The sequence below is a fragment of the Anaerocolumna cellulosilytica genome (assembly GCF_014218335.1).
Classification (GTDB): domain Bacteria; phylum Bacillota; class Clostridia; order Lachnospirales; family Lachnospiraceae; genus Anaerocolumna; species Anaerocolumna cellulosilytica.
This window is the reverse complement of sequence record NZ_AP023367.1, coordinates 204,584-226,418: the sequence shown is the minus strand read 5'-3', so window position 1 is coordinate 226,418 and position 21,835 is coordinate 204,584. Positions and strand designations below refer to the sequence as shown.

Annotated in this window: 20 protein-coding genes; 3 read left to right on the top strand and 17 right to left on the bottom strand. The window is 38.2% G+C overall.

Annotation, left to right across the window (positions count from 1 at the left end; genetic code table 11):
• Nucleotides 1-18: 18 nt before the first annotated feature.
• From acsn021_RS00990 to acsn021_RS00980, 3 genes are all read left to right on the top strand, one after another.
• Complete coding sequence (locus acsn021_RS00990) at nt 19-1,143, top strand: DnaD domain protein (protein WP_184093846.1); 1,125 nt, start codon at nt 19-21, stop codon at nt 1,141-1,143.
• Nucleotides 1,144-1,181: 38 nt separating this feature from the next.
• Entirely contained in the window at nt 1,182-2,168 is a 987-nt protein-coding gene (locus acsn021_RS00985; RefSeq protein WP_184093847.1) for an ATP-binding protein, read from the top strand.
• A gap of 189 nt (nt 2,169-2,357) precedes the next feature.
• A complete protein-coding gene (locus acsn021_RS00980; protein ID WP_184093848.1) occupies nt 2,358-3,527 on the top strand; it encodes a ribose-phosphate pyrophosphokinase in 1,170 nt (389 codons plus the stop codon).
• A gap of 182 nt (nt 3,528-3,709) precedes the next feature.
• Here acsn021_RS00980 and acsn021_RS00975 read toward each other — a convergent pair whose 3' ends face one another.
• The 17 genes from acsn021_RS00975 to acsn021_RS00895 form a co-directional block, all read right to left on the bottom strand.
• A complete protein-coding gene (locus tag acsn021_RS00975; protein WP_184096195.1) occupies nt 3,710-5,296 on the bottom strand; it encodes a transposase in 1,587 nt (528 codons plus the stop codon).
• A 93-nt stretch (nt 5,297-5,389) separates the two neighbouring features.
• Nucleotides 5,390-5,695 (bottom strand): GyrI-like domain-containing protein, encoded by a 306-nt coding sequence (locus acsn021_RS00970; protein ID WP_184095668.1) that lies wholly within the window; start codon nt 5,693-5,695, stop codon nt 5,390-5,392.
• 59 nt (nt 5,696-5,754) lie between these two features.
• A complete protein-coding gene (locus acsn021_RS00965; protein ID WP_184095670.1) occupies nt 5,755-6,315 on the bottom strand; it encodes an imm11 family protein in 561 nt (186 codons plus the stop codon).
• 10 nt (nt 6,316-6,325) lie between these two features.
• Nucleotides 6,326-7,354, bottom strand: coding sequence for an AHH domain-containing protein (locus tag acsn021_RS22735; protein WP_243167984.1), 1,029 nt, complete (start codon nt 7,352-7,354; stop codon nt 6,326-6,328).
• A gap of 32 nt (nt 7,355-7,386) precedes the next feature.
• Nucleotides 7,387-8,877 (bottom strand): contractile injection system protein, VgrG/Pvc8 family, encoded by a 1,491-nt coding sequence (locus acsn021_RS00955; protein ID WP_184095672.1) that lies wholly within the window; start codon nt 8,875-8,877, stop codon nt 7,387-7,389.
• Nucleotides 8,870-9,460: a hypothetical protein gene (locus acsn021_RS00950; protein WP_184095674.1), complete on the bottom strand. Its 591-nt coding sequence runs from the start codon at nt 9,458-9,460 to the stop codon at nt 8,870-8,872. The genes acsn021_RS00955 and acsn021_RS00950 overlap by 8 nt, the downstream gene beginning before the upstream one ends.
• Before the next feature lie 183 nt (nt 9,461-9,643).
• Nucleotides 9,644-10,987, bottom strand: coding sequence for a type VI secretion system Vgr family protein (locus tag acsn021_RS00945; RefSeq protein ID WP_184095676.1), 1,344 nt, complete (start codon nt 10,985-10,987; stop codon nt 9,644-9,646).
• Between the two features lie 78 nt (nt 10,988-11,065).
• Nucleotides 11,066-11,494, bottom strand: a complete 429-nt coding sequence (locus tag acsn021_RS00940) for a DUF4280 domain-containing protein (protein WP_184095678.1) — start codon at nt 11,492-11,494, stop codon at nt 11,066-11,068.
• The gene (locus acsn021_RS00935) at nt 11,495-12,031 is read right to left on the bottom strand and encodes an imm11 family protein (protein WP_184095681.1); all 537 of its coding nucleotides are present in this window, start codon (nt 12,029-12,031) and stop codon (nt 11,495-11,497) included.
• Entirely contained in the window at nt 12,028-12,633 is a 606-nt protein-coding gene (locus acsn021_RS00930; RefSeq protein WP_184095683.1) for a hypothetical protein, read from the bottom strand. Before acsn021_RS00930 ends, acsn021_RS00935 begins: the two co-directional genes overlap by 4 nt.
• A 174-nt stretch (nt 12,634-12,807) precedes the next feature.
• On the bottom strand, nt 12,808-15,156 hold the full coding sequence (locus acsn021_RS00925; protein ID WP_184095685.1) for a transglycosylase domain-containing protein: 2,349 nt from the start codon (nt 15,154-15,156) through the stop codon (nt 12,808-12,810).
• A 77-nt stretch (nt 15,157-15,233) separates the two neighbouring features.
• A complete protein-coding gene (locus acsn021_RS00920; RefSeq protein WP_184095687.1) occupies nt 15,234-17,381 on the bottom strand; it encodes an ATP-binding protein in 2,148 nt (715 codons plus the stop codon).
• Between the two features lie 18 nt (nt 17,382-17,399).
• On the bottom strand, nt 17,400-18,488 hold the full coding sequence (locus acsn021_RS00915) for a metallophosphoesterase family protein (RefSeq protein WP_243167985.1): 1,089 nt from the start codon (nt 18,486-18,488) through the stop codon (nt 17,400-17,402).
• A gap of 209 nt (nt 18,489-18,697) precedes the next feature.
• Nucleotides 18,698-19,600, bottom strand: a complete 903-nt coding sequence (locus acsn021_RS00910) for an N-acetylmuramoyl-L-alanine amidase (RefSeq protein WP_184095689.1) — start codon at nt 19,598-19,600, stop codon at nt 18,698-18,700.
• 318 nt (nt 19,601-19,918) lie between these two features.
• A complete protein-coding gene (locus acsn021_RS00905) occupies nt 19,919-20,779 on the bottom strand; it encodes an N-acetylmuramoyl-L-alanine amidase (protein WP_184095691.1) in 861 nt (286 codons plus the stop codon).
• Nucleotides 20,780-20,783: 4 nt separating this feature from the next.
• Nucleotides 20,784-21,056 (bottom strand): phage holin family protein, encoded by a 273-nt coding sequence (locus acsn021_RS00900; protein ID WP_184095693.1) that lies wholly within the window; start codon nt 21,054-21,056, stop codon nt 20,784-20,786.
• Nucleotides 21,057-21,530: 474 nt separating this feature from the next.
• A complete protein-coding gene (locus acsn021_RS00895; RefSeq protein ID WP_184095695.1) occupies nt 21,531-21,821 on the bottom strand; it encodes a hypothetical protein in 291 nt (96 codons plus the stop codon).
• Between the last annotated feature and the right edge of the window lie 14 nt (nt 21,822-21,835).

The following is a 21,835-nucleotide window of genomic DNA, read 5'->3' as shown; positions in this document are numbered from 1 at the left end:
TGGAGTGTGAATGTATACATGAGTACGATTAGAGTAAGTTCCAATAGTGTTCCGGATACCACCTTGATACCCAATATATTTATTGACAATTACATGCCATCAGCAAACGGCACGTATGTAAAAGTATATCTGTATCTTCTTCGGTGCATGAACAGCTTCGCTGATATCGAGATAACCATTTCTAACATAGCAGACCGGCTGGATGAAACAGAAAAAGACATCATTCGTGCTCTTAGCTATTGGGAAAAAGAAAACCTGGTAACCCTTACCAAGAATTCTAAGAACGATATTGATTCCATCACCATAAATAATATTTACAGCACAACACATACTAATACAGTTCTTTCCATAGAGGCTGAACCTGCGGTTGTTCCTACCGTTTCTGTGGAGGAATACACTATGGCTGAGTCTGCGGCTACCAAAACACCTTCAATTCCACATAGAACCTTTGAAAAGCCAACCTATTCTGAAGCACAGATAAAACAGCTTACGGAAGCAGATGAAGTGAAATGGCTCTTAAACATTATTGAAATCTATTTAGAACGACTTATAAAGCCTATGGATTTACAATTAATTTTATATCTTTATGAAAGTCTTGACTTTTCCGCAGAGCTTATAATGTACCTGTATGAATATTGTGTCTCTAAAAACAAAAAGAATCCTTCCTACATAGAAGCAGTTGCCTTATCTTGGGCAGAGGAGGGAATTGATACAGTAGAGAAGGCAGAAGCCGCTACCACCCAGTATAACAACAATTATAATGCAATTAATAAAGCTTTTGGATTAAACCGGGCACCCGGACAGATTGAAAAACAACTTATCAGTAAATGGATGAATAAGTTCGGTTTCACCATAGACATAATAGTAGAAGCCTGCAACCGAACTATTCTACAAACACAGAAGCCAGACTTTAAATATGCAGATAAAATCCTCGAAAACTGGAACAAAAAAGGTGTTAAGGAATTATCAAATATTGCACCTTTGGATGCGGAACATCAAAAACTATCTGCCGCAAGAGCTGGCCAAGTAAAGGCTGCTCCCCAGCAAAAACCGGCAAATAACCGCTTTAATGCCTTTCCCCAGCGCACTTATACCGAAGAGGATTATTCCTCCATGGAACAGCGGCTGTTACATAAACAATAAAATAGTTTTTCGCAGATTTTGGAAGAATGGAGATTAGTATGCCCTTAAAAAATTATCAATATAATAAGATTTTGCGGGAATATGATACGAAACAGCTTACGAACAAGCATAATCAGGACACTCGTATCGCAGAGGCTTATGCCGCTATTCCGGAATTAAAGGAAATTGATGATGAGGTAGTTACCTGCGCTGTAAGCAGTGCCAAACTGCTTTTAATGGGTGACGGCAAACCTATGCCAAGGCTTAAGAAACTGACGGAGCAAGCTGAGGCAAGAAGAAAGGCATTGTTAGAACAACACGGATTTCCTGAAGACTACCTACAACTTAAGCACCATTGCCCGGACTGTAAGGATACAGGTTATATCGGTAATGAAAAATGTCATTGCTTTAAACAGGCTATTGTGGATATTGTATATTCCCAGTCCAATATAAAAACTGCCATCGTAAGAGAGAATTTTAACACCTTCTCATATGATTACTATTCCGGTGATTACACTGATCCCAGTGTTCGTATGTCTCCCAGAGAAAACATTAAGAAGGTGGTTGAGATATGCCGGAATTTTATAGATAACTTTGGAACAGAGTATAACAATCTCTTACTTTACGGAAATACCGGAGTAGGCAAAACTTTTTTGGCAAATTGTGTTGCAAGGGAACTGCTCGACCGCGCCTTTACTGTTATATATCTGACTGCTTTTCAGTTATTTGATATACTGGAAAAAAATAAGTTTGCAAAAGGAGAAGAGTCTTATGAGTTTCAGAATCAGTTTGATTATATCCTTGATTGTGATTTGCTTATCATAGACGATTTAGGTACGGAGCTAAATAACTCCTTTGTGAATGTACAATTATATCTATGTATTAATGAACGATTTTTAAGAAGAAAATCGACCATAATTTCTACAAACCTTTCTTTGGATAATATTAACACCATATACAGTGAACGTGTTTTTTCAAGGATTGCCAGTAATTATTCCCTGCTAAAGATTGTTGGCGAGGATATTCGACTTAAAAAACTATTTTAACAGGAAATACTTCCCGTAGGACATAAATGTGCCATTCTTTACATTTAGCCTTGACTAACTTTCTGGTTAATGGTATAACGTTAATGGACATTTTACGAAACATATAACAATAAGTGCTTTTAGGATTTTTTTGGATGTTAAAATACAGGTTCTCTAAGTGCTTTTAAATTTCATTGGAGGTCAATAAGAATGCCGCAGCAAGAAAATATGTTAGAAACGATTCCCGTGGGAACTTTAGGAATTATTGCTTTGGAAAGCAGTAAAGCTATGGGTCAGAAAGTAAATGACTACATTGTGGAATGGAGAAAGGAAAGAGAAAGCGAACATACCTCAACAATAGCCTTTTCCGGCTATCAGCGTGACTCTTACCTTATCGACGCGTGCTGTCCCAGATTTGGTACCGGAGAAGCAAAAGGCGTAATCAGGGAATCTGTCAGAGGTTCTGACCTTTATCTTCTTTTGGACGTTTGTAACTACAGTCTAACCTACAGTGTATGTGGTCAAACAAACCATATGTCTCCCGATGACCACTATCAGGATTTAAAAAGAATTATTGCTGCTGTAGGAGGGAAAGCCCGCAGAATTACGGTAATAATGCCTTTCTTATACGAAAGCAGACAGCACAGACGCAGTACCAGAGAATCTCTTGACTGTGCACTTGCACTACAGGAATTAACCAACATGGGTGTAGAAAGTATCTTAACCTTTGATGCTCATGACCCAAGGGTACAAAACGCAATTCCTTTAAAAAGCTTTGAGACAGTTCAGCCTACTTATCAGTTTATTAAAGCTTTAATTAACAATGTACCTGACCTTAACATCGATGCAGAGCATATGATGGTAATCAGCCCGGATGAAGGCGGCATGAACAGGGCTGTATACTTTGCCAATGTAATGGGAGTTGACCTTGGTATGTTCTATAAACGTCGTGATTACACTACTATCGTTAACGGACGCAACCCAATCGTTGCTCATGAATTCTTAGGAAGTGATATCGAAGGCAAAGATATGCTTATCATTGATGACATGATTTCCTCTGGAGAAAGCATGATTGACGTAGCAAAAGAGTTAAAGAGACGTAAAGCCGGCAGAATCTTTGTGGCATCTACCTTTGGTCTATTTACAAACGGTTTAGAAAAGTTTGACGAAGCTTACGAGCAAGGATTAATTGATAGAGTGCTTACTACTAACCTAGTGTATCAGACAGAAGAATTATTAGCAAGACCTTACTATATTAACGTGGATATGAGTAAATATGTTGCTTTATTAATCGATACCTTAAACCACGACTCCTCCATTAGTAAATTATTAAGTCCTACCGAACGTATTCAGAACATTTTAAATAAATATAAGAAGTAAGAACCTTACTTTATGCTTACAAGGAAAGGGGCTGTAAAATAAGTCCTTAATTAAGAATCGCCAGTTCCGACAGATGCCGGTTCTGGTGATTCTTCTTTTTTTTATTTATTTTTTATGATTATGATTGATTTTTCCATAAAAAAGCGTGCACTTAATAAAGCTGTGAGTATAGTTCTTGGATTTTAAGCAGCCAACTTGTTTCTCTGTTTTTTATTATGATATTTATAAAGATTAAAACCACAAGAAATCAGTGTGAGTTCAAGAATTGCGTTTTTCTCACCTCTTCGAAATAATCTTTTGTAGGATTTATTCCATTTTAAAATACCAAAGGTTCCTTCCGCTTGAATACTACGATTCATTCTCAACAGTGCGCCATGTATTGATTCAAGATTTGTCATTACCTCTTGATGTATTGATGTTAATTCCTGATTCATTCGAATAGTTCTATTTTTGCTTGCCTTAGGACAACAATCGTTTTTAAACTGGCAGCCTTCACATGATTTGCATTCATAGATTTCTTCGGTTCTGCTGTATTTGTTTTTATAGACATGTTGTTTGCTTTTAAAGTGAAAAGTCTTTCCATTTGGGCATATTAAATTTCCATTCTCGTCTCTTTTAAAGTTGACTGCGCGATATGGATTTTCATGATACTTCTTATCGGATGTTTCTTTTTTGAACATGGTAAATTTCATATATTTTTCCATCCCATGCTCTTCACAGTAAAGATAGTTATTATAGGAACCATAGCCTGCATCTGCAACTGGATACTTTGGATAATGACCATAGATTTCATTGAATTTTTCCATCAAAGGAACAAAGCATTCCATATCTGATGCATATGGTTTTACATCAACTACCGCTATATATTCATCACAGACAGCGGTCTGTAGATTGTACGCTGGGAGAAGCTGATCATTCCCCATATAATCCCGTTTTATGCGCATAAAAGTGGCATCGTGATCGGTTTTGGAATAACTGTTTCTTTCATCGCCACAAACTTCTATATGATGTGCATATGTCTTTAATCGTTCTAGATACCCCTCTAATTCCTGATATTGTTTTTGCGGAAGGCTTTTTCTATGACCACAACCAGATACAAACGTGGATTCCACCAGATTTGTTGCATTCTTGTACATTTCCAAGAGTTCAGATACATATTCGACAGCATACTCATCTCTCTTATCAAGTTTTACACCGAAATATCCTAATACTTCCTGGTTCATTGCATCAATTAGCGTGGATATCTTTTCATAAACCTTTCCTCGGTTTTTTGTACAAGACTTTTTCCATACCCAGGTATATCGGTTGGCATTCGCTTCCATTTTTGTTCCATCTATGTAAGTATGCTCCAGGTCCACATGCTCCTTTTCAAAAATGTAACTGTTTAAGTCAATAAAAATCTGTTCTATGGAATCTGTTAGTTCATTGCGTATAAGATTGCCAAAGGTCGCAAAAGAAGGAGCCTTCATCTCATCAAGAAGATACAGGTATCGTATATCATTCCTACAGAGTTTTTCTATTTCACGCAGAGAACTAATTCCGTGCTCCATGAAGGCAAAGAGTATCACTTTAAGGAGTTTCTGTTCATCACATCTTGGACGACCTGTTCTGTAGCCTTTCTCTACAAAATATTTTGATAGGTCGATGTGATCCATCACCTCACAGAACGTGTATACTGGATCAGATATATTAATTAATTTTTCGATTTCCAATGGTAATTTCAGCTGACGTACTGTATAATTATCATTGGTGTTTTTATTTATTTGCATAATTAATTATACCAAAAAATCGCTGAAGTCTCATGACCTCAGCGATTTTTCTTTTAGGGGAGTTTTTTTACAGCCCCTTTCCTCTTATATTAACTATTTTGATATAGGAAATTGTATTTCCGTAACATAATCTTCTTCCTTAATGCAATCCCATTCTCCCTTTAAATAAAGCTCTCTCTGTGGTCCTGTAATGGAATAATCATTATCTTCTATCCATTTTAAAACTGCTGTATATGCCAGACTTAACTTACCATAAGAACCGATATGAACTACACATGCCATCTGTTCTTCTCCAGCAAGTTCTCTTATTTTAATTCTATCATTGCTTACCCGAAATATTTGAATTTGTGAAGCAATATATTCAAGGATTTTAGCTTCAGTTTTATTTAATCTTGGCAATAATATCTGCTCCATCTTTAAACTTTGTTGCATCTCTTAATACAAGTTTGCCTAAAAATTTATGACACATTTACTTTTTGGAAATCACAACCAGTAATTTTTGTATTTAGTAACTCTGTTTTTAATCTCTCAGATACAAAAAATGGTATATCATGACCTAATATTTTAAACATGTCCATATCTCCTATATTTTCTTTTGCTAATACATATTTAATTACCGATAAGTAAACTTCTTCCTTACCATTCTTGTTAAATTTTATTTTTTTACACAGAGATTTTTTTTCATCAAATGCATCAACTCTACTCATAACATTAACCAAATAACCAATATTTTTATCATTATTTACATTTACTACAGGAATAAACTGAATATTACCAATCTTAAAATCTTGTAATAATTTTTTAAATTTTTCACTAATAATCAACCATGATAAATTATTTGAAATATAGTCTGTTTGATTAGACTCGCCTTCCTCGATTATTCCTTTTACTTCTTCGCACTTTATAAATTCACCCTTATTAATATCATACCTGTCAAAACTCAAATCACTTTCATTAATATTTATAAACATCGCATTCTTACAATCTTCATAATTATACATCAATTTATAATATTGCATATTATTTCTCCTATTTCCAAAATATTTTTCTTAACATGTCCGGGTTATCCCTTACTATATTCTTTACATTCTCAAACAATTCTAAAAAGATATCTTTATTTCCATTTGCAATTTGGTCAATTTCTTGTAGTTGCTCCAATATCCAGTCATGATATGCATTAGGATGCCTCCCTTGATGTGGCATCAGTTCTTTATTCCATATCTCATCTAATTTTAATCCATATTTCTTCACAATACTTTCAAACTGCTTAGTGTACTTTGAATTTTTATTTGAAGCAAAATGATGCACCTGATTAGGTCTAGTATTGCTATTATTTATGTTTCCAGTTGTACTTAGGCTAGGCTGTTTAGGAATCTTTTTAAATGCGGAAGACAACTTATTAATAATCCCACCAATAAACTTGCCTGCTCCATATAACAAAGATGCAAAAGCTCCTTCTAGTATACCTTCCTTTAATGCTTGAAACGGCTCTATACAACCCTTTCGCATCAACTGCTCATATGCACTACCTAGATTTCCGGATATAAAGCCAGCCCCAAATACATTTATTAGGGTAGCTGGTGCCATATAAGTAAAAATTGCTGTGCTTATCATTCCTCTAGCGCTTCCAACTACAGCTTCAAATATATAGTCATTTAGACTACTATTATGTTTTGCATTGATGTCTTGACTTGCTTTATTTAGGACATACATCGAACCAACTGCAAATGTACCAAATCCCATAATTGCTGGCACTAAACTGGGGGCCGCTGCCAAGGTAGCTCCTCCGCTGACCACTACAGAAGCCGCATATGCTACAGTCACTGCTGCTACTGCGACAATTGCCAACCCTGCCGCAGCAAATCCTAGCACTTTTCCCAAGGAAAATTTCTCTTCCTTCGGTTTTTCCTTCTCAATTAAGGCATCATCTATCTCTTCGAATTCCTGATATTTCTTCCCACTTAATGTTGTAAGCGAACCTAGCAGATTAAACTCATATCCTAAGGTAAGTGCTGTAACCGTTCCGCCAGACGCAGAAAAATCCATACTTTCTCCCATTCCTTTCCCCCTTTCCATCTACATGCCTTAAGCTATTGCACCTTTAACATAGCTCCTTCCACAACAATGTCTTCCTTAAGCGTTATCTTCGTATCACCCTGAATTAACTCCAGGGCTTCCACCGCTTCCATTGTCATGCTCTCCTGCATGCTTACGATTTCCAGGTTCTCTTCGGATTGGATTAGGATATCCTTTTTGCTGATAATGCTGATGCCTTCCTCATCATCTAACTTGATGGTCATTCCATCCTGATTGGTTATCAGTATAGTAGTTGGTGTCAGTTCCACCTTTTTGTTGTATTTATTCTGGATAGACTTATTATCCGGGTTGCTCCGAGGGGCTTCCTTTTGACTTGTCCCTGCACTTGCACTGATGCCGGCTCCGGCTCCCGCACTCTCACTGGTACCTGCTTCTGCACCCCCGATGGCTTCACTATCACTTCCTACATGGATGGAACTGACCACATAGGCATGCTTCTCTTTTTCACTAGGAAAATAAAGCCGTACACTGTCACCCTCCTCCGGCATGCAGTACCAGCCGGAGCCATCCGGTGAGGAATATACCGTAGAAAAAGAAAACCATCTGGCAGTTTGACTGCCCTTACTTTTATCTATCCCTAGGCTTACCTTTACCTTATCTCCAGAAACGGCAAGAATTTTTCCATCTAAGGAGGCTCCGATTATCTTCGTATTAAACTGCTTTTGATTTTGAAAACCACCTTCTGTTTTCAAACGATAGGAATGTATAAGCTCAGAACCCTTTAATTCACTCCTTACCTCATGTACATATAGTTTCTTGTTCTGAAAGGTAAGACCCTCTCCTAAGTCATACACTTCTCGGCTTTCAAAGGTATAATAGCAGGCATCCTCCTTATGCTTTAATTCTACTCCATTTTTCTTTTTTTGGAAATACTCATCCAGTTCATTTTCCACAGAATAGGTTATCGGTTCAATTTTTTTATTTTTTCCACTTTGAAAAGCATCCACATAGAACTTAATTCCACCGGATTTATAATGAGGCATTACTACCCCACCGGAATGGGAAGAAATTCGCTTGATAAACTCCCAGTCTGTTTCCTTATACTGCACCAGAAAGTCATTGATCGAACTTTGTCCGCTTCCCCCCATAATATATTGAAGCCCGGAATAAGCTCCTGTCACCTGCTTTAGAACACCGCCATATGTCATGCTCCCATTCTGAAAGCTTCTGGTCCGCTCCGTAATATCTAGCAGCCTTGTGGCTCCTGTTAAGGTTACCGTTGCCGTTTTTACTCCTGCCTCGGTGCGTATCTTAATGCTTTCCACAATTCCGCTAAAAATCACTTCGTTCTCCCCTTCCTCATCCTGAAGGGCCAGGGAGGCATAACGTACTTCCTCTGTATGATTCAGTAGCGTACTTTCTGCTTTTTCCTTGATACGTCCGGTAATCACTGCACTGCCATGCTCATTTACTCTTTTTGTTATCCTGCACTCTATAATATCAATAAAATTTACCAGAGACAATAGTATCTTAACCTCACGCATCCTGCTCCTCCTTTGTATTATCCTGTATGGATTTCATCACCTGTAAAAAGATAGGCTTCCACAGCTTTGAATCTGCATATTTACAGTTAAAGATTCCCTGTAGCATCTTCCCACCAATGGGCATACAGTACATAAGCTGGTATATCTTGCAGTCAAGTCCATGGCTCTTAAATTCAAACCATCCCACTAAGGTATCCGCAATCTCTTCTTCTTTGCTTTCATAAAAGACATTTGCTGGCTGTAACCTTTTTATGATATTATAAAGTCCATCCTTGGCTTCTTTTACAAACTTTGTCTCAAAGTCAACTTCCTCCAACAAGTTAAACGTAAAGTTAATGTCACCTTCTTCATTGGTTTTAATGATTTTGGGTCTTTGCTCTGACGGATACTTAAACTTTGCAGCTTCTAAGGGCATATCTTTAAAATCGGCAGGTAACATGACACTGAATTTACCGTCGTAAAATTCCTGCCGTTCAAACTGAAAAAGCTGTTCTTTTAGATAAATACCCGTCTCAATATCTCCATGCTCACCCGTCTTATATTGATTCATGGCTTCTATGATTTTTTCATCCGCATAATCCATGGTTTTCTCCTTTCGTGATAACTTGTTTTAGGCAATTGCGCGTTAATAAGTTTAAAGGTTGGAAATAGGTAAAATAACCAAAATAAAGGTGACTTGCCACTGCATCGGAACCTGGTTTTGGTTATTTTGACTGGTTTCGACACATAAATTAACAGTTTCTCAATTGACTATAACTTGTTTTTATTACTTCCTCCGATACAGTTTCATCTCCACCGGTGATTTTACACTTACTGTTTTTCCTCGAAAGGTAACCTTACCAAGAGCTGCTATGGATATCTTTTTGCTACTCACGAAAGAAATGGATTTATCATCCTCAAGCTTTAACGATACACCGCTTTTTTCTGCCTGGAAACCAATGTTTGATTGTCCCAGATATAGTTCCTTTCCATGCTCTGTAGTAAGACTTTTCTTCCTGCTGTCTGCCATAGCTGCTGTACCCTTTGCTCCCTGACCCATCCGAATACAATTGACGGCTCGTGCACTGCCCTCCTCTTCATTAGAAAAATATAATGATACGGTTGTCCCCACCTGTGGCATGCAGTACATAACACTTCCAGTATCCGGTATCCAGTCATAGGCAAAGGCCGTACCTTCTGACTGCTCCTTATCAATATCCAGATGAAGCTTTACACGTTCCCCTTTTACAGATAATACCTTTCCAAGCAAGGACATTCCCGCAAAAACCGGATTGTATGTTCGTCTTAAGGCTGTCAAACTAGGTGTTCCCAGAACATAGGTAAAGACAAGTTCTCCCCTTACCAGTTCCCCACTCTTTTGACAGATTTTTAAATTCTTACCGTCCATCCATGCAGTGTCACCTATGTTAAAATCCTCCTTAGAATGGACTGAATAATACATAAAATCAGCTTGTTTTAAACCTGCTTCTACAGCTCCCAATTTAAAAAATTGGCTGCTGATTCCGCTTTCATAAGAGGTACTTTCTATGGTTACCTTTTTCCCGGTGTTCGGAAATCCAAACCATAACCTTGGAAGAGGTTGTCTTACCTCGGGATAGATACACCCCTGACAATGACTGGCTAGTCTTTTTACAAACTCCCAATTCGTCTCTCTATACTGAATCATAGGTTTTGGCGGTTTCTTATCCCTGCCAACATTACAGATTACACTGGCTCCCGAAATATCTGTTATGGCTTTTTTGATGATATCTGCATACGTCATGCTACTATCCTGATAAGAGCCGCTTTTTATCTCTCGGTCTAATAGAATTGTCCCAGACGTAAGTTCTATCTCCACGTAAGGTAATCCGCTTTCCTCAAAATAAGTGACTCTTTTGGGAAATCCTGAAAAGATTGGCTGTACAGGCATTGTTCCATCCTCTTCCAGAATATTTATTTTTACAATATGTCTTTCTAAGGATTCTTTGGATGCTTCCAGATATTTCTGTTTATCTACTCGTCCTCGTAAAACAGCACTGCCATGCTGGTTAGGCTTGATAGAAAAAGAAAGCTTTGATAGCTCTGTAATTCCAAGTCCACCACTGACTTTAATCCTCTCACTTGTAATCATTTTTACTCCCATCTGTGTGCTCTGCACACGTAAAAATCAGGATGTTGAAAAACATCTTTGGGTTTTTCAACTTGACTCCTATTCCTCATATTCATGTCCATTTGTTATCGGTTGTATCAAGCCACCGCACCTGCATACCAGATAGGAATTGGTTGTTACCGCTGTACCATCTCCTGAAACGCAGGTTGCTTCGTTCGTGCTTCTCCACTTTCCTATAATATCCGGCGCACATCTAGGCCCTTGAATTTCTTCTCCCGTACCCGTCTCTCCCTCCGGTACATATTGATCCAATAGTATTTCTTCTGCTCCCGCTGGTGGAGTTTCTCCCAGACACACTCCAAAATAGCTGATATTCTTGCCTGGCTCGCAATCATCCTCTCTGATTACCGGATGATTTAATACATATACACCGTGACACTTTGGTAGATTCAATCTCCTTGGATGACTGCCACAGTTGCAATAGAGCATAGCTCCTCGTACCAGATAAGATTCTTCTTCCTCTGCCATCTAATCCCCTCCTTTCACAGTTTCCACTTCTTGTAAGGTAAACCCTTTGGCACCTCGCCTTAACATGCTTTCTACAAAGTCCAGTCTTACAATCACATAACGGTTTGTCACTTCTCCCAGGGCAAACATGCATTTATCCCCGCTTTTATTTATATCAATTACAATTTTATGTAATATACTTTTATCTGTATTAAATACACTGGCAGGTGTTAAGCATTCTAATTCTTCCAGTGTGGGAAGATGGTATTTTTCTGCTCTTCCAAACTCTTGGTCAAGAAGTATAACCTCTTTGTAATTAAGGTTGGGTTCATATTTTTCCAACACTCTTTTTATTTTGTCTGAAATCAAAAATAGTGGATGTGTAATTATATCCGTATATACCGTATCTGGATTACTCTGGATTCGCAGCAAAAATCGCTTTGGTATCTTATAATAACTTCCCTTTTTTAAATCTCTAACATCAATCTGCGTATGGAGATTAACAATTCGAGGGGTATAGGTATATCCCTTATCTGCTTTTAATAAGAAGTATCTCATACCCCTGCTCCTTCCATGGGTTCTACAGGAAATATGCACACACCTTTATCCATAAAACCACCATAGGTTATGATAGTCTGTTCCCATTTTTTCATAGCTTGATAAGAAGCAAGGTTTATAACTTCTGCTGCTCTTTCCTGGCAGAATTTTTGTAGAATAAAATGATACGCTTCTGCATACTGCATTTTAAGCTCTTGGTAATCTGCATAAGAGAATCGGGCGATATGATGTACCGCTTTTTGATAGATGCTTTTTATATCTTCTGCAAAATACTTCATTAAAAACGTTATATCCCATAAACCAAATAAGTCAGCTCGATCCAAATAAAAATTTTCATTGTAAAGATTAATTTGTAACTGGTATTTATCCATTAAAATAGAGGATTTTAGATAAAAAATGCTGATAACAGCAATCTCACCCTTTTCTTCTTTTTCCTGCATCTGAATGCACTTTTCACATAATTTATCCATTGCTTTCACAAAGTTATAATCTATTTCTGTCCTGTTCTTATTATAATCATTTAAAAATAGACTCATGCTCTTCTCAAACTGCTCAGCCATACTATAACTAAGGTATTCCATACTTGTATCACGCTTTAACATATGTCTCCTTTCCCAATGAATCTGCTAATTACATATACTTAACTCTGTATTTTGGTAATGATATAACAAAAAATGTCATAATTCTCCATAAATTACATCGGAAAATTATGACATTTTCTAAACTCTATAAAATTAGTAAATAAGTCTTATTCTATTATACGCCAAACTCTTTGGTTATGGTTCACCCAAGGATTGTTCATTCGGATTACCTTGTTCATCAACTGTCCAATCTTCATTATTCTCATTATCAATATCTTCCAGGGATTTGGTCGGAGTATCTGTAGATTCCTCCGGGTCTTCATCCTCCGGCCATTCCTCCCAGTCATCCGGATCTTCTACCGTATCATCTATGGGTTCTTCCGGTACATCTGTTATCTCCTCCGGTGGTTCTGTTATCTCAGGAACTTCCGTTGGTGTGGGCGTTGGTGCCTCCGTTATCTCTTCTTCCGGGGCTTCCGTTACTTCCGGCGGTCTGGTATCTTCATATGCTTTAAACTGGACAAGATCCAAATCAGCATGAATCGCATTCATATACTGCTTCCATATACCTCCCGGAAAGGTAGCTCCGGAAAGCTGGGCCATGGCTTTGGGCATGTCATAACCGACCCACACACCGGTGGTATAGTAAGGTGTATAGCCTACAAACCAACCATCCTTTTTGTCGTTCGTAGTTCCGGTCTTGCCGGCACTTGGCATGTTTAAAACTCCCAGTCCCTTTCCGGTTCCATTTTTCATTACACTCTGTAAGACATCTGTCATTATCCTGGCTGCATTGGTATCATAGATACGTTTTTTAGAGATACTGTCACTTACGATGGTATTGCCTTCTGAATCTTTAATGGTAATAATACAGGTTGGCTCCCGATATATGCCGTCATTCTCTATAGCTGCATAGGCTGCCGTCATTTCTACCGGACTTGTTCCGATAGTAAATCCGCCCAAGGAAGCAGCAGGGTAGTAATCGTTTTTATCAATCCGTTTAAAGTCCATATTTAAGAGGTAAGACAGACCCGTCTTCGGCGTTAATTCCTCGAACAACCTCCAGGCTATGGTATTCTTTGATACCTCCACTGCTTTTCTTATGGTTATTTTTCCGGAATATTTTTTATTGGAATTAGACGGGCCACCCTCAAATTTTTCATCCACAACAATGGTATCCGGGTAATAACCTCTTTCAAAAGCAGGTGTATAAACAATCAAGGGCTTTATGGCACTTCCCGGCTGGCGGTAGCTTTGGTATCCACGGTTTAGAGTATAGCCGGTGGTTTTTTGATATCTTCCGCCTACGATTGCAACAACTCTGCCTGTTTCATTTTCAATCGATACTGCCGCACCCTGTAAGGTATAGATACCTTCTTTGGTCTTCTCCTGATAGTCCTTTAAATTATCATCCACTGCTTGTTGAAGCTCTGACTGTTTCTTTAAATCAATTGAGGTATAAATACGATACCCTTCGTAATACAAGGACTTATGACACTGATTATAGGCCTCTGTATACGCCTCTTCATAAGCCTTTCGATCCTCATCACTTTCGAATTCATTCTTAAATTCAAAGCCCTGCTGTGCCATCAATGCTCTGGCGGCAGAATAGAACACATATGTCTCCACATAGTTATTGGTAGTCATTTTCTTCTGTACTACTTTCATCTCTTCACTAACTGCTGCCTGGTATTCACTTTTTGCAATCTTACCATCCTCATACATTTGGAACAGAATACGGTCTCTTCTCTTACTGGTATTCTCCGGATAGTCAAAAGGGTCATATATGGTTGGATTGTTTGGTATTGCGCACAAAAAAGCTATTTGTGATAAGCTGAGTTCGTTAACATCCTTATTGAAATACCCTTTGCTGGCTGCCTGTATGCCATAAAAGCCATTGGCAAAATAAATGTTGTTTAGATAAAATTCAAGTATCTGATATTTATTATATTTTTTCTCTAACTCTACTGAAATAAAGATTTCTTTAAATTTTCTCTCATAGCTCACTTCATTGGATAAATAAATATTTCTTGCCAGCTGCTGGGTAATAGTACTTGCTCCTTGGGTGATACCGCCCTTGTGCTTAACAAGCTCAACGGCCGCTCTTATATTTGCCAGCAGATCAATGCCCCCATGGTTCATAAACTTTTTATCCTCTATGGAAATCATAGCATCTACTGCTGCCTTAGGTATCTCCTTATAATCCAGGTAATAAACATCCTTCTCTCCCTTAAGAGCAGTTATGAGTTCACCGTCCTTACCATACACTAAACTGGTCTCCTGCTGACGGAATGTATCAAAATCAGATTGGCTTACCAATTGTTTTGCGAGCTTTTGATAACTTGAAAACTCTTCCCCGTATTTTACATAGAATATAAGACAGGCTGCGAGCATTGTGAGCGAAAAGAACAAACTAAACAGCAGAAAAAACCAACGCAGCTTACGTTTAAAGCGGCTTCGTTTTTTCGAAGGCTTTTTAGAATGCTTTTTCACTGTATTCTTATTCGTAGTAACTTTCCTGGTATTGTTTGTTTTCTGTTCCATAACATCCTCGATTTCTTTCTGCACCTTTAGTGTGTGTCTGAAAACGGCTAATTTCCTTGCATAGATTTTCAGACACCCTAGGTCAAACCGTCATTTAAGTTAATATAATGGTAATTGATATTATACTCATCTAGAATAGCTCTTTCTCTTTGGTGGCAGGTAAATAATAAAATCTGCCCTTCCCTTTTTTCTTCTAAATACTTTAAGACAGATGCTGTTCTTACATCATCATACAGCGCAAAACAATCATCCAGTAAAACAGGCATAACACCTTTTCCATACAGGATATCAGATACAGCCATACGTAACGCAAAATACATCTGTTCCATCGTACCGGAACTAAACCGATCAATCAGATAATAATTATCCTCATGCCCTACTTTCATATTTAACTTTTCATCTATTTTGATAGTACCGTATTTCCCACTTGTTATCTCTTTTGCAAGACCAGAGGCCACATGATTTAATTCCTGTCCAAAGCTATCGTGTATATCTACGGACAAACGGTTCATGGTCTCTATTGCTAATTTTAATGCCTGTAGTTCTTCATTTATTTCTTGCTCTTCCTTGATCAGAATCTCTGCTAATGCTTGATTCTCCAGTAAACTTTCTTCATTTCCCTCCAACTGATTAAGTTCCCACTTAAGCTTTTCTTCCTTTAAACGTATCTCCTCAAGTCTTCTGGCACCCTCCTGATTATAATACACCAGATTTCTCTTCTCTCTTGCAACAAATTCCCTCAAACTGTCAATAAAAGCTTCTTTTTCAAGTTCTCCTCGTCCATATGCGTCTATTAATGGCCCGTTGCCAAAACCTCTCACATATATGGCAATATCCTCATTAAGCTGCTTAAGCTCTTCATTTAACACACTCCATTGTCGGTTGTACTCCTCCCTCTGCTTTTGCAGATGTACATCCTCCATTTCTCGCCGTAACTCCTCTTCGTATCTTTTTCTTAAAGCTATTAGATTTTCTGCCTGAAATTGGTTTAAAATATTTATGCCCTCTGTTTTCAGGCTGTTAAGAGCATTCGCATACTCCTCGCTTAGAATTCTCACATGTTCCTGCTGCGCCTTAACTTTACCAGACGCCTGTATATTATAAATAATTCCTGCTGCTATCACTACTGACCACAAGGGAGCTAGTAATCCATTACCGCTTATAAGGGATACTGCTACACCGAGGCATCCTGCCAAAAAAGTAGTTACTAGTACAAACCGCTTCTTCTTATCTTGTTTCTTTATCCTATCTAACTCCTGTGAAAGGAACGTTTCTTTTGTCTTATTAAGCTCCGTCATATCTTTTTGAACCTCTTCCAGCTTATGAATCCCCTCCTGAATTCCTAGACTGGTGATATTCTGCTTCTTAGAACTGCTCTCTGGCAAAAGCTGTAATCTCTCTGTAAGAAGTTTTTTCTGTCTTGTTTTATCCTGATATGTCCTGTACTTTTCTTCAATTGCAGGGAATTGTTCTAAGTAAGCAGCGTAGCTATCAAGACTCGGAAAATGGTCTGTAAGCAGCTTCTGATATTTTTCTTCCTGCGCCTTTATAAGCAACTGCTCTTCTTGTCCGGCACGTTTTAATTTATCTTTCAGTTCCGCTTTTCTTTCCTCCGCTTTAAGACCAAGTTCAATTTCTTCCATTAGCTTCTTTTGCTTTTCTCCCGGCAGTCGGGCTAAAAGTTCTTTTCGCTTTGCCTGTAAATAGGCCAAAGCTTTTGTTACATCTACCTCTTTACTTTTTGTAAGTGAAAGATTAGCAATATAATTTCTGACCTCATAGGCCAGTTCCTGGTCCGTACGGGCTTTTAACTGCTCAATGCTTATGGTATTACGAAAACCCGCCTCTGTTAAGCCTTCATACAATGCTGCCAGCTCCTGATTGCTTGCTGTAAGCTCCCTGCCGGTTTCCAGATCTAATATGCTGGTACTTTTATTGTTTTTGTCAAAGTTCCTGATAATACGCAGCTTTTTATCACCTGCTATAAAATCCATACTTCCACCAAAACCATGGGAATCCCAGGGCTGGTATTTCGTATATAAATCTTCCTTCGAGGCTCTGCCTCTGGTTTTCTCAATTCCAAAGAGCATTCCCCTAATAAAGGAGTGTATGGTAGATTTCCCTGCCTCATTCTCCCCATATATAAGGTTAATACCATTTTTTAGGGTTAAGGTCTTATTATGGAACTTTCCAAAATGATTTAATCGTAATTCCTGAAATCTCAAGTTACTCTGCTCCTATAATTAATTTTTCGCTCCTAAAAGTGCTTCCATCCCATAGTACAATGCTTTTTGTGTTATATTGTCCTGATGGCTTTCTTCCTTTATCTTTTCAATGTACAAGCCAATAAGATTGTCCCGATTCTCTCTTAACAATTCGTCAAAGTCATAGTCGGGTACTGTTTCATCGGTGATTTCTATAATATTTCCCAGTGTATAATATTTTTCCTTATGAAAGGTTATGTCCTTGTCCCGGTTGCCCGTTAGACGAAAACAATACATATTCTGACTGCCGGATTCCCTTATCTGCCCCTTTAAAGTATCCGTTACGCTCCCATCCGTCATATCCGGTGTTATGGCAAGCTCAACCTTAAAGTATCGGCGTTTTGCAAAAGGATAAAAAGCAAATTTAATATCCGATTGGTTATCTTCTTTGTTAATCTCTCCATATATATAACCTCTATCACCAACTTCATTTTTATCCATTGGTTCCAAAGAGCCGGCATAAGCCATTCTCTCTCCTAGTTTCTGAGGCTTATGGATATGACCTAATGCAATATAATCAAAGCCCTTTTCCTGTAGGACTCTTTTATCAAAGGGAACATTTTTTTCATCTCCTCCATGCGCTAATAAAATATTAATTCTTTCCTCACATCCGGGCGCTACCTGATGATATTTATATTCTATAATATTTCTGGTATGATAGCTAAACCCATAAATCTCAGTGTTTATTTCCTCCAAATAGATACTATCCATGGATGCATCAAAGAGCATATGCACGTTATCTGCCCATAAAAACGCACGGTAGTTTGAATCTTCTCCGATATAATCATGATTTCCCGCCATTAATACCACTCTGGTTTTATTTAGTTTCTGAAAGAGATAATTCACTTCCTTTAGTTCTTTAAGCAATGGCTGTTTATGAAACAAGTCTCCTGCAATTAGTAAAAGGTCTGCCTGTTTTTTATTACATTCCTCTATAATGCCTTCAAAACTCTCCCAAATTTCCTTTTCCCGTAAACTGCTCCAGGGATATCCCCTGTCCGGTTTCGCACCAAGATGGATATCTGCTATGTGTATAAACTTCATAAAAGTTCCCATCTGGGTTTCCATATCATAACACCTCCTGTTTTTGGATTATTTTATACTATAGCACAATTTCCCTATTTCCGCTATGTATAACATTGCCTCCTAAGACTAAAATCACAATCTTAAGTGAAAAGAGAAAGATTCTTAATGGGAAAAAGCCCTAATTCTTAAGAAATACGTAAGAAAAGTATATTTCATATACGTATTAAAAAAACCGGGCTTTTAAATATTTTTCACACTTTTCTTCCTTTTGCAAGAGCATCAATGGTACCTTTACCTGCGTTCCAGCCATTGTTTTTGCCGTTCTGGTTCCAACCGAGTTTTTCCCAATAGATTAAGACTGCTATTCTTGTTCTGCTGCCGTATACCCCATCGGTTTTTAATGGTATAAAGCTTTCTCCCGTCATTAATGCATTTAATTTTTGCTGTAACCATATAATATTTTCTTTTGACGCTTTTTTATTAATGGTTTTTGTCGGTATAGTAAACTCTTTTACATATTTTACTCCGGTATAACTGCAAATGCCCATACAAATCTCCTGCGCCGCCTCTTTCCAAAACACAGCATTTCCTACCATTGTGGTTGCCTCCCTTTCATTTGTCATAAAGGCCAACTCTACCAGGATGGCAGCCTTTACATTTAAACTGTTACAATTGCACATGGCAAGACTTTGTTTACTAATTCCTCTGTTTTTTTGCTTCGTCCCCTTTATCAGATACTTAAGAATCGCTTTGGCAAATTTATTGGAAGCTTTCGCATATTTATCATGGATATATATTTCTACCCCTTCTGCTGAATTAAAGGAGGTGCCATCTCCAAACGCGTTAAAATGTATACAAACAGAATAATCACATTTTGCATTTACAACACTTCTTTGCCTGGTCGCTAAAGGTATATCTTTATCGTCTTTGGGATTGTTATCATTAAACCCCACCATAAGAGTATCGAAGCCACACCGCTTTAATTCCTGTATCAGTAAATACGCTACTCCTACTGCGGCAACATGTTCTCTAAGGCTTTCCCCTTTTTTTATATCAATAATACCATCCTTATTCATATCAAGGTCTTTTTTTAACGGGGGCGTACGTTTTCCGGGCGTATCATAACCATGGCCTGCATCAACTGCTATCTTCATGCAATTCCTCCTTATAATTCATATGTTAGGTAATTGCGAAACTCACTTATTTTACTGGAAGTTATCTTTCTATAATTATATGATTAAAGTCGATTTATGTGCCATTTTATCATATTTTATTAGGGTGTGTCTAAAACGGCTTAGTTCCGATAAGAATGGTACACCTTTTAGGAGGCAAGGAACGATTATGGGGTATTGCATTACACACCTAAAATGTGGTGCCGTATACCATTTAGCATTCAAAAAGTGATGATTCGTTTCAGACACACCCTGGTCAGGAAGATAATTCCTTATGATGGCCTATAGTATAATAGCTGTCTAAATTCTTCCTGCTGCCAGTGCATTTTTTGTGCCGCTGGCAACATTCCAGCCAGAATCAGCAGCATCCGTATTCCAGCCTAACTTCTCCCAATAAATTAAAACGGACAGTCTGGTTTTATTGCCATAAATACCATCTACTGCAAGTGGATGAAAGCTTTCACCGGCTAATACTGCATTTAACTTTGTTTGAAGCCATTTGATATCATCAGGTGCCGAGGTCTTTGATATGAGACCACTTGGAATCGTGGTTCCATCTGAATAGGGAACCCCAAAATAAGTGCATATTCCTTTACAGGTCGCCTCTGCATCTGCCTTTTGAAAGATGGAATCAAGCATAGTTCTGGCCTCAGCCAGATTGTCCATAAAGCCCGATTCTGTTAGTATTGCAGGCATGGTAGTATTTCTTAATACCGCTATATTAAAACCCGACTGCTCTACATCTGTTTTAACTCCCCGGCTTGTTCTTCCATGAGCCTTCACAAGCTCCGCCTGAACTAAGGTAGCCAGATTCCTGGTTCCGCTGCCTGCATATTGAGATATAATTGTCTCAATACCATTGGCAGTTGACCATACTCCAATACTGGCATTGTAATGCTTTGAGATAAAAGCATCTGCGCCGGCGTTATTAGCGGTGGTGTAGCGGTCTACCAAAGGCACATCGGCTGTGCCGGGACTTACATTGATGGTCTCAAAACCATTTCTTTTTAATGCCTCTATCAGATAGTCTGCTGTCGGTTTGTTGAATTCCTTTTCCCGGATTGAATCCCCCGCCTTCTTGCCAAACCAGTCTTCCGGGATAGGGGGGGTGCGTTTTCCTGCGGTCTCCATACCATGACCGCTGTCTACTGCAATTAACATAGTATCACTCCTCCTTTTCTTTCCCTTTGATAAAACTTCTTAATGCTTCATACATTCCTGTACTGGCTAACCCACTTATCATTCCGCCTAATACTACTGTAGCACTAAAATTGGAAATATTCACCAATATATTTATTAATGTGCCAATTACCAGCATAATTAAGGGTATATATTTATTGCTAATAAAGTCCAAGCTGTTTTTAATTACATAACCTAGGCATAGACAAATTCCTAAAACCACTAGGTTAATATACTCGTTTAAGAATGTCACGTTCATATTTAGCTCCCCTCTGCAACCTTTGGCCGCATGCAAACCAAGAGATGGAAGACGCCTACCCTTATGTTGGATTCTTCTTGTGTGAAATGATAGAAATTCTTAGTTGACGTATTTTGACAGCTTAGAGTTTCTTTCACACTTCTCCTACGTCTTTGTACAATTCTTCGTTCCGTTAAGTACCTTTCTTGTTCTTCTAGGAAAACTAAGTGCCCCAAAAGTAAGGTATCAACTTGTGACTTTTGAGGCACTTATTACTAACTTCCATATCGAATACGGTCATTTGGTTACGGTTTTTTGATTATTTTGTTTTATCCCCTCTTTTTATTATATTAGGGTGTACATAAAAATTGCTTGTACCTCTAGTGTTCTGTCCGAATCATCCAGATACCAGTCAAACAGTAAACTAGAAGAGTTCCTTTGGATTTCCAGCTTAGAATCATTTTTAAAACCTATTTAGTTATCCTGCTCACCGGTTTATTTATATAACTCTATGTTATCCAGCCGTTTATGGGCTTGCTTTGCGGATTCTTCTAAACGGATGATTCGTTCTCTGTCATCTTTGATGTCGTTTTTTACATTTGTCATTTCTGCTTTTATTTCTGTTATGCCATTCCCGATGTTCTCAAGCTTCACAATGACTGTGGTCAGCTCGCTGGCATCCTGCTTCGCATCGGTTTTCTGATTGCGCTTTATTGCTGCTATTCCGGTATAGATACCGAATGCCAGGGATACACCGGAAATGAGTAAAGCTACTTCAATCGTCATAGGCATCTCCTAGT

Bases quoted from the DNA above. Each gene is read 5' to 3' on its own strand.
- acsn021_RS00990 (WP_184093846.1), top strand. From the start codon at position 19: ATGAGTACGATTAGAGTAAGTTCCAATAGTGTTCCGGATACCACCTTG.
- acsn021_RS00945 (WP_184095676.1), bottom strand. From the start codon at position 10,987: ATGATTACAAGTGAGAGGATTAAAGTCAGTGGTGGACTTGGAATTACA.
- acsn021_RS00955 (WP_184095672.1), bottom strand. From the start codon at position 8,877: ATGCGTGAGGTTAAGATACTATTGTCTCTGGTAAATTTTATTGATATT.
- acsn021_RS00905 (WP_184095691.1), bottom strand. From the start codon at position 20,779: ATGTTAATTGCAGTAGACAGCGGTCATGGTATGGAGACCGCAGGAAAA.
- acsn021_RS00950 (WP_184095674.1), bottom strand. From the start codon at position 9,460: ATGGATTATGCGGATGAAAAAATCATAGAAGCCATGAATCAATATAAG.
- acsn021_RS00985 (WP_184093847.1), top strand. From the start codon at position 1,182: ATGCCCTTAAAAAATTATCAATATAATAAGATTTTGCGGGAATATGAT.
- acsn021_RS00980 (WP_184093848.1), top strand. From the start codon at position 2,358: ATGCCGCAGCAAGAAAATATGTTAGAAACGATTCCCGTGGGAACTTTA.
- acsn021_RS00900 (WP_184095693.1), bottom strand. From the start codon at position 21,056: ATGAACGTGACATTCTTAAACGAGTATATTAACCTAGTGGTTTTAGGA.
- acsn021_RS00910 (WP_184095689.1), bottom strand. From the start codon at position 19,600: ATGAAGATAGCAGTTGATGCAGGCCATGGTTATGATACGCCCGGAAAA.
- acsn021_RS00940 (WP_184095678.1), bottom strand. From the start codon at position 11,494: ATGGCAGAGGAAGAAGAATCTTATCTGGTACGAGGAGCTATGCTCTAT.
- acsn021_RS22735 (WP_243167984.1), bottom strand. From the start codon at position 7,354: ATGGGAGAAAGTATGGATTTTTCTGCGTCTGGCGGAACGGTTACAGCA.
- acsn021_RS00935 (WP_184095681.1), bottom strand. From the start codon at position 12,031: ATGAGATACTTCTTATTAAAAGCAGATAAGGGATATACCTATACCCCT.
- acsn021_RS00915 (WP_243167985.1), bottom strand. From the start codon at position 18,488: ATGGAAACCCAGATGGGAACTTTTATGAAGTTTATACACATAGCAGAT.
- acsn021_RS00930 (WP_184095683.1), bottom strand. From the start codon at position 12,633: ATGTTAAAGCGTGATACAAGTATGGAATACCTTAGTTATAGTATGGCT.
- acsn021_RS00965 (WP_184095670.1), bottom strand. From the start codon at position 6,315: ATGCAATATTATAAATTGATGTATAATTATGAAGATTGTAAGAATGCG.
- acsn021_RS00925 (WP_184095685.1), bottom strand. From the start codon at position 15,156: ATGGAACAGAAAACAAACAATACCAGGAAAGTTACTACGAATAAGAAT.
- acsn021_RS00895 (WP_184095695.1), bottom strand. From the start codon at position 21,821: ATGACGATTGAAGTAGCTTTACTCATTTCCGGTGTATCCCTGGCATTC.
- acsn021_RS00975 (WP_184096195.1), bottom strand. From the start codon at position 5,296: ATGCAAATAAATAAAAACACCAATGATAATTATACAGTACGTCAGCTG.